Source organism: Antrihabitans stalagmiti (genome assembly GCF_016482825.1).
GTDB classification, from domain to species: Bacteria; Actinomycetota; Actinomycetes; order Mycobacteriales; family Mycobacteriaceae; genus Antrihabitans; species Antrihabitans stalagmiti.
The window spans coordinates 525,893-539,608 of record NZ_JAEMNV010000004.1 but is presented as its reverse complement, the minus strand read 5'-3'; the positions used below and the strand labels follow the sequence as shown (position 1 = coordinate 539,608).

General features: G+C 63.9%; 14 protein-coding genes. 3 read left to right on the top strand and 11 right to left on the bottom strand.

Annotated features, from left to right (window positions below; all coding sequences use genetic code 11):
- The 3 genes from JGU71_RS15465 to JGU71_RS15455 are packed head-to-tail and all read right to left on the bottom strand — an operon-like array spanning position 1 to position 3,333.
- A complete protein-coding gene (locus JGU71_RS15465) occupies positions 1-903 on the bottom strand; it encodes an acetaldehyde dehydrogenase (acetylating) (RefSeq protein ID WP_199705083.1) in 903 nt (300 codons plus the stop codon).
- Positions 904-911: 8 nt separating this feature from the next.
- Positions 912-1,697, bottom strand: a complete 786-nt coding sequence (locus JGU71_RS15460; protein WP_199705082.1) for a 2-keto-4-pentenoate hydratase — start codon at positions 1,695-1,697, stop codon at positions 912-914.
- Between the two features lie 16 nt (positions 1,698-1,713).
- Positions 1,714-3,333, bottom strand: a complete 1,620-nt coding sequence (locus JGU71_RS15455) for an FAD-binding protein (RefSeq protein WP_267908412.1) — start codon at positions 3,331-3,333, stop codon at positions 1,714-1,716.
- A gap of 96 nt (positions 3,334-3,429) precedes the next feature.
- Here JGU71_RS15455 and kstD point away from each other — a divergent pair, with 96 nt between their 5' ends.
- Both kstD and chsH3 read left to right on the top strand, forming a co-directional pair.
- Complete coding sequence (gene kstD / locus JGU71_RS15450; RefSeq protein ID WP_199705080.1) at positions 3,430-5,133, top strand: 3-oxosteroid 1-dehydrogenase; 1,704 nt, start codon at positions 3,430-3,432, stop codon at positions 5,131-5,133.
- 9 nt (positions 5,134-5,142) lie between these two features.
- Positions 5,143-6,003: an enoyl-CoA hydratase ChsH3 gene (chsH3, locus tag JGU71_RS15445; protein ID WP_199705079.1), complete on the top strand. Its 861-nt coding sequence runs from the start codon at positions 5,143-5,145 to the stop codon at positions 6,001-6,003.
- On the opposite strand, the gene JGU71_RS15440 is transcribed toward chsH3, so the two are convergent.
- From JGU71_RS15440 to zapE, 8 genes are read right to left on the bottom strand one after another with little or no spacing between them, the layout of a single operon-like run.
- Positions 5,965-6,480 carry a hypothetical protein gene (locus JGU71_RS15440; protein WP_199705078.1) on the bottom strand — a complete coding sequence of 172 codons (516 nt, stop codon included), beginning with the start codon at positions 6,478-6,480 and terminating at the stop codon, positions 5,965-5,967. The two genes, chsH3 and JGU71_RS15440, sit on opposite strands and share 39 nt — an antisense overlap.
- Positions 6,477-7,739, bottom strand: coding sequence for a DUF58 domain-containing protein (locus JGU71_RS15435; RefSeq protein ID WP_199705077.1), 1,263 nt, complete (start codon positions 7,737-7,739; stop codon positions 6,477-6,479). The genes JGU71_RS15440 and JGU71_RS15435 overlap by 4 nt, the downstream gene beginning before the upstream one ends.
- On the bottom strand, positions 7,736-8,695 hold the full coding sequence (locus JGU71_RS15430; protein WP_199705076.1) for an AAA family ATPase: 960 nt from the start codon (positions 8,693-8,695) through the stop codon (positions 7,736-7,738). Before JGU71_RS15430 ends, JGU71_RS15435 begins: the two co-directional genes overlap by 4 nt.
- Positions 8,696-8,708: 13 nt before the next feature.
- Positions 8,709-9,194 carry a hypothetical protein gene (locus JGU71_RS15425; RefSeq protein ID WP_199705075.1) on the bottom strand — a complete coding sequence of 162 codons (486 nt, stop codon included), beginning with the start codon at positions 9,192-9,194 and terminating at the stop codon, positions 8,709-8,711.
- Positions 9,191-10,117, bottom strand: a complete 927-nt coding sequence (locus tag JGU71_RS15420; RefSeq protein ID WP_199705074.1) for a DUF4129 domain-containing protein — start codon at positions 10,115-10,117, stop codon at positions 9,191-9,193. The genes JGU71_RS15425 and JGU71_RS15420 overlap by 4 nt, the downstream gene beginning before the upstream one ends.
- 41 nt (positions 10,118-10,158) lie before the next feature.
- Positions 10,159-10,677, bottom strand: coding sequence for a gluconokinase (locus tag JGU71_RS15415; RefSeq protein ID WP_199705073.1), 519 nt, complete (start codon positions 10,675-10,677; stop codon positions 10,159-10,161).
- A complete protein-coding gene (locus tag JGU71_RS15410; protein WP_199705072.1) occupies positions 10,674-12,023 on the bottom strand; it encodes a GntP family permease in 1,350 nt (449 codons plus the stop codon). Before JGU71_RS15410 ends, JGU71_RS15415 begins: the two co-directional genes overlap by 4 nt.
- A 10-nt stretch (positions 12,024-12,033) precedes the next feature.
- A complete protein-coding gene (gene zapE / locus JGU71_RS15405; protein ID WP_199705071.1) occupies positions 12,034-13,020 on the bottom strand; it encodes a cell division protein ZapE in 987 nt (328 codons plus the stop codon).
- 45 nt (positions 13,021-13,065) lie between these two features.
- On the opposite strand from zapE, the gene JGU71_RS15400 reads away from it, so the two are divergent.
- Positions 13,066-13,677: a TetR/AcrR family transcriptional regulator gene (locus JGU71_RS15400; protein ID WP_199705070.1), complete on the top strand. Its 612-nt coding sequence runs from the start codon at positions 13,066-13,068 to the stop codon at positions 13,675-13,677.
- The last annotated feature ends 39 nt before the right edge of the window (positions 13,678-13,716 follow it).

Sequence of the window (13,716 nt, the reverse complement as noted above, 5' to 3'; positions counted from 1 at the left end):
TCACACACGCACGTCGAGTATTTGCTTCGCGGCTTCGGCGCCAACCTTGGCGGCGGCCGCGGTCATGATGTCGAGATTGCCCGCGTAGGGCGGCAGATAGTCCCCGGCACCTTCCACTTCGACGAAGATGGACACCTTCGCAAGACCGCCGGACACCACCGACGGCGGATCGAACTGCGGTTCGTTGAGCAACCGATAGCCGGGTACGTAGTCCTGCACGGCTGCCACCATCCGGTGTACCGATTCGGTGATCGCGGCTGTGTCGGCATCCTCGGGGATGGCACAGAAGATGGTGTCGCGCATGATCATCGGCGGATCGGCCGGATTGAGCACGATGATCGCCTTGCCCCGCTTCGCGCCACCGATGGTTTCGACGCCACGGCTGGTCGTCTTGGTGAACTCGTCGATGTTCGCGCGCGTCCCCGGACCCGCGGAGACCGAGGCCACCGATGCGACGATCTCGGCATAGGAGACTTCGACGACACGCGAGACCGCAGCAACCATGGGGATGGTCGCCTGTCCCCCACACGTGATCATGTTGACGTTCGGCGCGTCGAGATGCTCACCGAGGTTCACCGACGGCACGACGGCAGGCCCGACCGCAGCGGGTGTCAGATCGATCGCGCGAATGCCAGCTTCGGCATACCTTGGCGCCGCGGCCCTGTGCACGTATGCCGACGTGGCTTCGAAGATCAGGTCGGGCAACTCGGGCTGTGCAAGCAGCCAATCGACGCCACCCGCAGAGGTTTCCAGGCCGAGACCGCGGGCCCGGGCAAGTCCGTCGCTGTTGGGATCGATACCGATCATCCACCGCGCTTCGAGAACGTCGGAGCGTTGCAACTTGTACAACAGGTCGGTGCTGATGTTGCCGGAACCGACAATGGCCACTGTCGCTTTAGTCATCTGAACCCCTATACGAATTGCAGCGAAACGGACCCGAGCCCGCTGAAGTCTGCGTGGAAACTGTCACCTGGCCGAACGTCGATCGCCCGCGTGCACGACCCGGGCAGGACGATGTCGCCGGCTTTCAACCGCACACCGAAACTCGCGACCTTGCGGGCAAGCCACGCGACGGCAATCACCGGATCACCGAGAACCGCGTCGCTGCGACCTTCGGCGATGAGTTCGCCGTTGCGATGCAGGGTCGCATCGATCCCGCGCAGGTCGATGTCGCCGGGCTTTACTCGTTCCTTGCCGAGGACGAAACCCGCGGAGGACGCGTTGTCGGAGATGGTGTCCTCGAGCTTGATCTTCCAATCCGTGATGCGACTGTCGATCAATTCGATGGACGGCGCGACGGCCTCGGTTGCCGCGAGGACGTCGGCTTCGGTGCAGTCCTCGCCGGGCAGATCGGCGCCGAGTACGAACCCGACCTCGACCTCGACGCGCGGAAAGCAGTATCGCGCAGCCGGTATCGGTTCGTCTTCGCTCACCGCCATGTCGGCGAGGAGGTGGCCGTAATCGGGTTCGTCGACGCCCATCATCTGCTGCATCGCCTTCGACGACAGCCCGACCTTGTGCCCGACCACCCTGGCTCCGGCGGCGAGCCTGTTCCGGATGTTGAGTAGCTGAATTTCGTAGGCGTCGACGACGTCGATGTCGGCAAAAGCTGCGGTGAGCGGACCGATCGGCGTCCGGTCACGCTCGGCAGCGGCGAGCCTGCCCGCGATGTCGGCGCGTTCCTCTGTGGTGAGCATTGGTCCCTTCCCTGTCCTACCTGGCTACCCGGGCACGCTGCGCGGCATGCAAACCAGCGCGCCTGCCGGAGAAAATGCAGTCCGCGATCGACAACCCGCTGACGTAGGAGTTCGAGCAAATTCCGACGGCGGTCCGGCCCGCCGCATACAAACCTGGAATATCCTGCCCACCCGCTGTCTTGACGGCTCCCGTTGCTTCGTCGACGACGACGCCACCGAGCGTCAGCATCGGGCACGGATTCGTCACGCTCGGTTTGATAGAGATATCGAACAACGAGAAGGGCGGCGTCCGTACGGCTTTGGTGAACTCGGCGGGCTTCCCGACCGGATCGGGTTCGCCCGCGTCGATGGCGAGGTTGTGTTCGGTCACGGTTGCAAGCAGACCCGCGGGGTCGACACCCGCACGTCGCGCCACTTCCTCGACTGTGGCGCCTTTCTTGGCTTCGAGCCGGAAGAGCCCCTCGGCCTGCAATCGTTGAAACCAGGTCGACTGGTCGCCGAGTTGGGAACGCGCTTCGCGAACGAGGTCGGCGTCGGCGAGCAACCAGCCCCTGCCCTCGTGGTCGGCGATGAGGGCGTGACCGACTGCGGCGCCGTATCGGGATTCGTCGATCACCCGCGACCCGGCCTTGTCGACGACCAATGCCCGCAGGAACGCTGACGGCGGAACGATGAAACGCCATGCGGAGACGTTGCCGAGCCGATCGGTGGCGGCGCCGACACTCTGCGCGAGCGCGATACCGCTGCCGTCGTCACCCGTCGTTCCGAGAACCAGGCCGCCACGGTATTGCGGTGCGTGTTCCTTGACGAGTTCGCGGTTGGCGATGAAGCCGCCTGCACTCACGATCACACCGGACCGAGCTTCGATACGAATCGGTTTGGCATGCGCGCGTTCGAGCTTCAGGATCCGAGCTTCCAACGCCCGCCGCAGTGGCGGGTAGTAGATGCCAGGTTTTGCCGAGAGCCGCGCCAATCTGGCGAACAGGGTCTGCACCTTTGCCGGTGCGTCGCGCATCGTCGTGGCCTCCACGCCGATCACTCGCCCCTCGTCGTCGGTGACCAACTTCGTCGCGCGGGTGTGCGGCCGGAAGTCCACACCCGCAACCTTCGCCGCGGCTGCCAGTGGACCCGAGATCTTCTTGCCCGACGTTCCCTTGGCTTTCGCGCGGTGTCCTCGCGGCGCGGGCTTTGCGATGCCACGGAAGGCACCTGCCGCTTCGCTTCCCGAGTAGTAGAGATAGTGCTTGTTGCTCGGGTAGGACGTCTTGTACGGGCACAGCGACCCTTCGAACGGGACACCGTGTGCGCTGAGCCAATCGATCATCGCTGGGCTGCCGTCGACGAATCGACGCAGCGTCTCCGGGGACACAGCGTCGCCGACCTCGTGGGTCAGGTAGGCCAACATCGCCTCCGGTGTGTCCTCGACTCCGGCTGCCCGCTGGATCGACGTTCCGCCGCCCGCGTACACGACGCCACCGGAGAGTTCGGTCGCACCGCCGCCGTTGAAACGGTCGATCGCAACGACCTTCGTGCCCCCGGCCACAGCCTCCAGTGCCGCCGACGTACCGGCCGCGCCGTAGCCGATAACGACCACATCGGCCGAAAGATCCCAGGTCATCGATTGCACCTCTCGCAAAACTGCAACGTGTTTCGGTTTGGCTCGCAAAATTCCGCGATACTTCCTGGCAGAAAGATTGGACCCGCAGGCCCATCATTCTATAACGTGTTCTACATGAGCAAGCTCGAATACGACATCGTCGTTGTCGGCAGTGGCGCCGGCGGCATGACCTCCGCCCTCACCGCGGCCCACCGCGGACTGAGTGTCGTCATCATCGAAAAGGCACCCCACTACGGCGGCTCGACAGCCCGCTCCGGTGGTGGCGTCTGGATCCCGACCAACGAGGCACTCGCTGCGGACGGCGTCGACGACGACCTCGAAGCCGCGCGGACCTACCTCCACCACATCGTCGGCGCAGACGTGCCGCCCGAGAAGATCGACACCTACATCGATCGTGGACCCGAGGTCATCTCGTTCGTGCTGCGACACACCCCGCTGCGGTTCAGTTGGGTTCCCGGCTACTCCGACTACTACCCCGAGGCACCCGGCGGTCGTCTCGGTGGCCGCACGATGGAGCCCAAACCTTTCAACGCCAAGACGCTCGGCGCCGAACTTGCCAATCTCGAGCCCGATTACGGCAAAGCTCCGCTGAACGTCGTTGTCACACAGGCCGATTACAAGTGGCTCAACCTCCGCAAGCGGCACTACAGGGGCAAACTTCGTATCATGCGGGTCGGTGCGCGGCTCACGCTCGCGCGGCTCACCGGCAAACATCTGCTCGGTCGTGGCCAGGCGTTTGTCGCCGGCATGCGAAAAGGGTTGTTGGACGCCAACGTTCCGATCATGCTCGACACCCCGATGACCGATCTCCGCACCGAGAACGGTGTCGTCACCGGCGTCGACGTGTTGATCAACGGGCAACCGCAGCTCATCACAGCTCGCTACGGTGTCATCCTCGCCTCCGGCGGTTTCGAACAGAACGAGGAGATGCGCAAGAAGTATCAGCGCGAGCCCATCGGCATCGAGTGGACTGTCGGCGCGAAAGCGAACACCGGCGACGGCATCCAGGCCGGTCAGAAACTTGGTGCTGCAACAGATCTGATGGAAGACGCATGGTGGGGTCCATCGATCCCGCTCACCGGCGGGCCGTGGTTCTGCCTTGCCGAACGCAACCTGCCCGGCGCGATCATGGTCAACGACCGCGGGCAACGATTCCTCAACGAGGCCGCACCCTACGTCGAAGCAGTACACCGGATGTACGGCGGCGAAAACGGCATCGGCGAGGGGCCAGGCGAAAACGTCCCGACGTGGATGATCCTCGATCAGCGCTATCGCGACCGCTATATGTTCGCGGGACTGCAACCGGAGCAACGTTTTCCGAAACGATGGGTAGAGGCCGGAATCGTCACCTCGGCGCCGACCATCGCCGAGCTTGCGACCAAGGTCGGTCTGCCTGCAGACGCTCTGACTGCAACGGTCGAGCGGTTCAACGGCTTTGCGCACAAAGGCCACGACGACGACTTCGGTCGCGGAGTCAGCGGCTACGACCACTACTACGGCGATCCGCGCAACAAACCGAACCCGAGTCTCGGAGCGTTGGAAAAGGCGCCTTACTACGCGATCAAGATGGTGCCCGGCGACCTCGGCACCAAGGGCGGGTTGCGCACCGACACCGCTGCTCGAGTGCTGCGCGAGGACGGCAGCGTCATCGACGGTCTCTACGCGGTCGGCAACACCAGCGCACCGGTGATGGGACACACCTACGCCGGCCCCGGAGCAACCATCGGTCCCGCAATGACATTCGGCTATCTCGCCGTACTCGACATCGCCGAACGGGCGAAGTCGAAGTCCCAGACCGCCGACCGCATCACGAACTGAGGACGATCAGTGCCCATCGATCCGAGTACCGCAATCGGTGCCGAACTACCCGCGGCGTCGTTCAGCTGGGACCCGTCCGACGTGCAGCTCTACCATCTCGCACTCGGCGCGGGCGCGAGCCCGCTGGCAGACACCGAGCTGCGCTACCTGGAAGATGTTGCACCACAGGTGCTTCCCACGTTTGCAACCGTCGCAGCAACCTTCCATGCAACCGAAGCACCTCGGGTGTCGTTTCCCGGCGTCGAAATAGATCTCGCAAAGATCGTGCACGGCAGCCAGGAGGTCACCGTCACCCGGCCGCTGCCTGCATCCGGAAAAGCGACGACGACAACGCGCATTGCCGAGGTGTGGGACAAGGGCAAGGCTGCGGTGATCGTTCAGGAATCGACAACGGTCGACGTGGACGGCAACGAGCTGTGGCAGTCCCGCTCGTCCATCTTCGCCCGTGGTGAAGGCGGATTCGGCGGTGAGCGTGGCCCTTCCGAGTCGCGAGAATTGCCCGACCGCGCACCCGACCTCGAGGTGAAGACGACGACGCTGCCCCAGCAGGCGCTGCTGTACCGGATGTGCGGCGACCGAAATCCGCTGCATTCCGATCCCGCGTTCGCCGCTGCAGCAGGATTCCCGCGACCGATTCTGCATGGCCTCTGCACGTACGGAATCGTCTGCAAGAGTGTTGTGGACGCGGCGCTCGGCGGCGACGCCGCGCGCGTCAAGGGTTTCCGCGCCCGTTTCGCCGGAGTTGTGTTTCCCGGCGAGACGCTCCGTATCCGCATCTGGCAGGCGGACGGATACCTGATCGTCGACGCGTCGGTCGTCGATCGCGACAACTCACCTGCCCTGTCCGATGTGGTCCTTACGTTGGCCTGAAGTAGCCGCCGCGATCGGCGCAACGGCCAACGCGAACAGCAGTACGACGACAACCGGGGCGAACACCGGCAGCCACGCCACCTCCAGTGGAACAGCAACGACCGCAAGACCGACGCACGCGAAACCGACTGCGCCGAGCAGGGTCTGCCACGTCGTCGGTAGCGACTGCACGGTGGTCGTCGCCTCTGCGTGAATCATCAGCAGATACAACGTCGCGGCAAGACCGGCTGCCGAGGCCAGTACTGCCGACGGCTCGCCCAACGCCAGAACCGCGACGCAGGCAAGTACCGCGGGCGCTGCCGCGGAACGAATCCACGCACTCAAAACGACGAGCAGGGCGGCAGGGGCAGCGACAGCCATCGCAATCGTTGGCGCGCTGGGCAGCGTCGCGGCAACCATGACCAAGCCCGCTGCGACGGCGAACAGCCGATAGGCGAGGTTCTGCGGGAGCTTTTGCGAGGTCTTCGTCGAGGTCATCGCCGCACCCTGTGTTTGCCTGCATGGTCGGGGACCAACTGCAGCACCAGGTCGAGGGTGATTCCTTCTCGCCACGCCACGATATCCACCCCGACCGTCCCCATGTCGCGATACATCGCAGCGCGCTCGAGCCGCCACATTCGTGCCAACCCAGGGGTGAGTTCGTCTTCGAACGGGGGTCCACGCAATACATCGACCGCAACTACCGGATGTCCCCGCTTCCGGAGGTCGATCAGCGACAACGCAAATTCGGTGTCGAGCAACGTGGAGAACGCAACCACCAACGCTCCGGGCGGCAAGGCCGCCCGTGGCGCCAAAGTGCCTGTAGTGCTGGCAAACTCGTCGCCGACAGCGAGAACTGTGTCCAAAATCCGATAGAACTGGCGACGACCCATGTCCGGCGCAAGCCAACGCGGCGCCCGACCGAGCCCGATGACTCCCGTGCGATCACCACGTTGCAGCGCGCTCTGCACCACCTGTGTTGCACCGCGTACCGAACGCTCGGTCGCCTCGGTCGCAGGCCCCGGCGCCTGGTCGTAGGTATCGATCACGACGACCACGTCGGCCGCCCGATCGGTGAGCCGTTCGGTCACATGCAATCGCCCGCGCCGCGCGGACACAGGCCAATTGATCACTCGCAGTTGATCTCCCGGTACATACGGCCGAATGTCGGCGTATTCCACACCCGGTCCGTGATGGCGCGTCAGATGTGTGCCGAGGCGGTCGGGCAGATCGATGCGAGGGATCGGGGTGCGCTGTGTGGCCGCGAGCGGGTAGACGTGGACCTCCCCGACCTCCGCGTCCGCGGTGCCGACCAACAGCCCCGCCGCGGAGGTGACTTCGACGCGAACCATCGGCAGATACCGGCCCCACAATTGCGCCGAGACGCGCATGGTATCGCCGTCGGATTCGACGTCGAGACCACGAACCGCTGTCGGGGCAACGCGGACAATCGAATTCGACGAATCCGTCGTGTCGAACCGAACCTCGATCTCGGCGTCTTCGGTTTCGAAACACCTGACAAGTCCGGGACTGGCCGTGACCCGCACCCTCGTCTCCCGTTGCTGCCACAGCACCGAGGCAAGCACACCTATCAGCGGTGCGGCGAAAGCCAACAACTGCCAACTCGAACCGATGACCGCGACCGCGAGTGCGGCAGCGGCGCAGGTGACCACCGACAGCGTCAATGCCGATGGACTCCAACGCAAGGCAACCTCGTTGCTTGCACGATCATGCGCCGCTGGAATCGAGGTGGTCATCCCGACGTCCGAGGGACCGGCAATCGCTTGAGCAGTTCCTCGACGATGTCCTCACCGTGAATTCTGCGGACCCACATCTCCGGTCGAAGACTGATTCGATGGGCGATCGCTGGGACAGCAAGTGCCTTGACGTCTTCGGGTATGACGTAGTCACGGCCGAGCAGCAATGCCCGTGCCCGCGAGAGCTGCACCAGGTCCAATTCCGCGCGCGGACTCGCGCCGACCTCGACCTGCGGATGACTGCGCGTCGCACCCGCAAGCGCGACGACGTAGCGCAATACATCTCGGTGCACGGACACCTGCTCGACCGATTCGCGCATGGCGAGTAGGTCGGTCGAGTCGATCACCTGCCGCACCGTGGCCACGACGGACCCCCGGTCCAGTCTGCGGCGCAGCATCGTGTGCTCGTCCTCCTCGCCTAGGTAGCCGAGCCGCAGCCGCATGGCGAAGCGATCCAGCTGAGCTTCCGGCAGCGGATAGGTGCCCTCGTACTCGATCGGGTTGTCGGTCGCTAGAACGATGAACGGTGACGGCAACTTTCGCGTTTCACCGTCGATGCTCACCTGCCCTTCACCCATCGCCTCCAACAGGGCCGCCTGGGTTTTCGGTGGTGTTCGGTTGATCTCGTCCGCCATCAGCAGATTCGTGAAGATCGGACCGGGCCTGAATTCGAATCTGCCCGAGTGCATTTCGTAGATCGTCGAGCCGAGCAGATCGGCGGGCAGCAGATCGGGTGTGAACTGGACGCGGTTGAAATCGAGCCCGAGAGTCGCAGCAAAAGATCTGGCTATCAACGTCTTTCCGAGACCTGGCAGATCTTCGATCAGTACGTGCCCGCCGGCAAGTACCGCCATCATGATCATGGTCATGGCGTCGCGTTTGCCGACGACGACACGTTCGAGTTCGACGAGCACCGCCTCGGCGCGCGCAGTCGTGATGTCCGATGGCGCAGTCATGGTGACCTCACCTTCACAACTTCTCCAATCGCTCGAGGATCTCGTCCAAAGCAGTCCGCCCAGGCCCGGGGTCGTCGCGGTCGGCGAACGACACGTCGAGTGGGTCGACCCATTGCCACAGCGTCGGGCCGAACAGCATGCGGCCCGACGCAACAAGTGCTGCACGGTCTTTCGTTTGTCGATGCCCGCTGGAGGAGGAGAATTCCCGAGCAAGCAGTGGCCGCAGATGCCGGTCCCAGTCGCCCCTCGATCCCTCCGACCAGCTCAACTTGATCTCGGTTCGAGATCGCCACCGCCGCAACGCTTCAACGGCAAGCGAGTCCGATTCGACCTGTCCGGCATCGTCTTCGGTGCTCGCCAACCAGAGCACGAAACCCAGCAGCACGAGCGCCACCGCAATACCCGTCACGAGCAACAGTATCGAGCGGCGATCCGCAGCGAGCACCAATAGCTCGACCGCCACCACCACCGCGATGCCACCGCCCAGAATCTTTGTCACAGTGGGCTCCGCAGGTCCTCGGACACCAAGCGGAGCAGTCCGATCGCGGACTCACGGTCCGCTTCCGTCATCCGATGCTGACTGAATCTGGCTTCGGTGAACAGGCCGACCAACTCTGCGGCCGCACCCGAATGCAGCACACCGTTCCCGACTGCACGGGCCAGCACTTCGGTCGGAGTGTCCGATGCCAGCGGCGCGGCCTCCGGAGCCGCGGACAGGGCTCGCTCCATCGCCGTGTAGCAGGCGATGATCGCGGTACGCGGGTCGCGATCCGGATCCGACATTGCCGCCAAACCCAATTCGGCAGCGCGAGCCAGTGATTCGGAAACCGAGTCTTCGCTGTCCTCGGTGTCGTCCCCGGTCGGTTCGGCACCGACGTCGCGCACAGGTCGTCGAGCCGCGATCACAACGCCAGCTGTTGCAATGATCAGCAACAGCAAGCCGGTCACAACAATCGTCGGCCCGAGCGTCGGCTCGTCGGAGACAACGGGCTCGACAACGTCGGCCGTTGGTCCGCCGTCTCCCGCCTCCGCAGCATCCGGTTCGGACGTCGCATCGCTCGTGTCTTCGGGTTCGGCGCCGAGCGATGCTCTGCCGAGCAGAGCGAACACGGCGACGAACAGCACACCGATGACGATGGCCGCGGCGACGGTGCGCCGATCCAGTGCGACCGAACTGGTGTCGATCGGCAGGTGCACCCGCGTCTTACGTTGGTTCCACGACGCGATGACAGCCATAAGCAAGATCAGAACCGACGCTCCGAGCAGGAAGTGAACGGCGAGGAAAGATGCCGTTCCGCCTGCGGCTTCATGTTTGAGGGGCGCGTCGACCGCGGGCAGATAGCCGCGCAACGACACTGCCGCAATGACTACGAGCGCCAACAGTGCGGCGGTGCGTCCAACTGGTCGACCGGTACCGCCCATCCGTGATCCTCAATCCCGGACGACGACGACCGGGTCGTTTGTCACGATGGTACGTCTGGCACCTCGATCAGCGGTACCAACTGTTCGATGATCGCCGCGGTCAACTCATCCTCGGTCTGATCGATGTCGACAGTGATGGCTGCCTCGTCCGACTGTGGTGGTTCGAGTGTGTGCAGCTGCGATGTCAGCAACGACGCAGGCATGAAGTGGCCGGTCCGGCTCTCCATCCGTCCCCGTAGCAGTTCCTCCGAACCCTCCAGGTAAACGAACACGACGCCGTCTCGGCGAAGCACATCCCGATAGGTTCGTTTGAGTGCAGAACACGTGACGATGCCGGACGTTCCCGAATCGATGTGGGCGCCGATCCAGTCCGCGATCAGCTGGAGCCACGGCCAGCGGTCGTTGTCGTCGAGCGGTTGACCGCCCGCCATCTTGGCGATGTTCGCCTTCGGATGGAGGTCGTCGCCCTCTTGCAGTTGCCAGCCGAAGTGCTCCGCAAGAGCAGTTGCAACAGTCGACTTTCCGGTCCCGGACACACCCATGACGACGAGGACCGTCATACGACAACACTCAACGCGAGGACTCCGACGAGCCCGGACACCGAGATGACGCACTCCATCGCGGTCCAGGTCTTGAGGTTCTGGACGACGGTGACCCCGAGATACTCCTTCACCAGCCAGAACCCGGCGTCGTTGACGTGGGACAGGAACAGCGATCCGGACCCGATTGCAAGCACCATAAGCGACACGTGAGTGCTGGACAGATCGAGCGCAACGGGCGCGAGAATTCCGGACGCCGTCACCGTCGCAACCGTTGCCGAACCGGTTGCGACGCGGATCAGCACAGCGACGAACCACGCAAGCAACAACACCGGCAGCGAGCTGCCCTTGATCGCATCGGCGATCGCATCGGCGATGCCGGTGTCGATCAACACCTGCTTGAAGCCACCGCCCGCGCCGACGATCAACAGAATGCCCGCGATCGGCGGCAACGAGTTTTCCAGAGTCTTGGAGATGTCGTTGCGGTCCATACCGCCGCCACGACCGAGCAGGACGATGCCCGCAAGCAACGCGAGTCCGAGCGCGATGACGGGCGTGCCGAGGAAGTCGAGCACTGCCTTCGCCGGGGACGTCGACTCCTCGGCAACCACATCGGCGAGTGCCTTACCGAGCATCAGAACAACGGGAAGCAGGATCGCGGTCAGCGCGATCGCGAACGATGGCCGCTGCTTCTTTGCCTCTGCCTCCTCGTCGTCCTCCGATGTCAGAAACAGTGCAGGCACTGGCACGTCCACCCATCGCGCGGCGAGCTTGCCGAACAGGGGGCCCGCGATCACGATCGTCGGGATCGCAACGAGCACACCGAATCCCAGGGTGAGCCCGAGATTGGCGTCCAACGCTGCCACCGCGACCAGCGGTCCTGGGTGCGGTGGTACGAGACCGTGCATCGCGGATAGACCGGCGAGAGTCGGGATCGCGATCGTGATCAGCGACAGACCTGACCGTCGCGCAACCAGAATGATGACCGGCATCAACAGCACCAGCCCGATTTCGAAGAACATCGGTAGACCGATGACCGCGCCGACCAGTCCCATCGTCCACGGCAGATACTTGGTATTGGACCGACCGACGAGGGTGTCGACGATGCGGTCGGCGCCACCGGAATCGGCAAGCAGCTTGCCGAACATGGCACCGAAGCCGATCAGGATTCCGACGCTGCCCATGGTGGAACCGAACCCGTTGGTGAAGCCTTTCACCGAGTCGGTTGCACCGAGTCCCGCGCCGATGCCGACGCCGATGGCCCCGACCGTCAGAGATACGAATGGATGGAGTTTCAGCCACGTGATCGCTACCACGATGACGGCAACGCCGACGATGGCAGCAATGATGAGCTGTGCGTTGCCCATTCCCGGCACACTACGCCGTAGACACCGAACTCGGGGAAGCCTCGTGCAGTGTGTACAGGCGACTTGCTGCGCGGCCTATGTCGAGCACCTCCTCGGTACCCCTCAGCACTTCGGCGAGGGGCAACTCGGCTTCGACGGACAGTTGGACAGCTGAGTCGTGCAGTACGTCCACAACGCTGCAGAAGCGGGCGACCGCGTCGGAGTTCGAAGTGGCCAGGCGCGGAACACCCACGATCGTCCAGCGTTTGAACGTCTTGGCAAGAATCACATAGTCCGCCGGACCCGTCGGCCGACCGCACAGGTCGTCGAACGTCAGTCGGATGTCGTTCTCCCCGAACGCAATGGCGCGGACCGACCGATTACCACCGACCGGGATCATGATCGTGCCGCAACGTGGATTTCGTAGCCCAACAGCGTACGAGCCACCCGCGAATCCCGTAGCTGCGCGAGACGTAGCGGTCCGGCGATAATCCTGCGTGCCGTCGACGGCGACGACGGTCATCATCCGCAGGATCGAAGCGATCGTCGGGAGAAACTTCATGTGGAACAACGGATTTGGGAGCAGCTCGTCGGGCCGATAGTTCGAGGTGACGACAAGGCGGATCTGGCGCCCGAAAATGTACTCGAGCACCTTCGCGACGAGCTTTGCGTCGCCGATGTCGTGAACGTGAAGCTCGTCGAAACAGAGCACTTCGCAGTCGCCGACGAGCGACGCGATTGCGCTGTCGATCGACCCCTGTTTGTGCGCGCCTCGGTGCAGGTCGGCGAAGAAGGAATGGAAGTGGTAGCGGCGCTTGCGCTGCGTGACAAGGGAACCAAAGTAGGCATCGAGCAACCAGGTCTTACCGCGACCGACCGGACCGGAGAGGTACACCCCGTGCGCGCCTCGTGCGGCCAGAACCTCAGCGGCTCGCAGTTGTGCGTGGTCAAGGGCGAACCCTTCGCGGACCGCTCGTTCGGCGATTGTGTCGACGAGACGCCGTTCCTCTACATCCATAGAGTTACTCTATGAGTACCGAGCGAACTGCAGCAAGGAGCAGTGATGGAGCAGACATCCCGAGATCCGTACCGGCGCAGTCGTATAGCCGAATGCGCGATCAACATCGTCGGCACCGACGGCATGCGCGCACTGACGCATCGGGCCGTCGACGACCGGCTCGGACTGCCAGCCGGCTCGACGTCGTACTACTACCGCACCAGGCGCTCGCTACTCGAGGCAATGGTCGGGCACCTCACCGAGAAGTCGCGCCAGGATTTCCGTTCGACCCGTAGGGCTGCGCTACCGGATCTCGACAGAACCAGCGTCGTCATCGGCAGATCGCTGGATCACTTACTCGCCAGACGACGTGCGGACATTGCCGCTCGCTACGCGCTTGCAATCGAGGTGGCCGACGATCCCGATCTGCGAGCAGCGCTCGCGTCGTGCTTCTTCTCCCGCGACCATGCGACCGAGTTGTTTCGACAATTGCACGCCGCCGATCCCTACGCTGCAGCCGCGGACCTGGTCAGCCTCTGCGAAGGATTGGTGTTCGACCGATTCGCCGGTGCGCGATCGCTGGACAAATTCGTGGCCGGCACGTCGGCGAGTGTTGCCCAGCTGACCGCAGCCGTGTCGACCTTCCTGCGCGGTGTCGGCACTGCTCCGAAATCGTGAAGACCTATACCCCCTGTAGGGGGCTCGAGTCTTCACGAT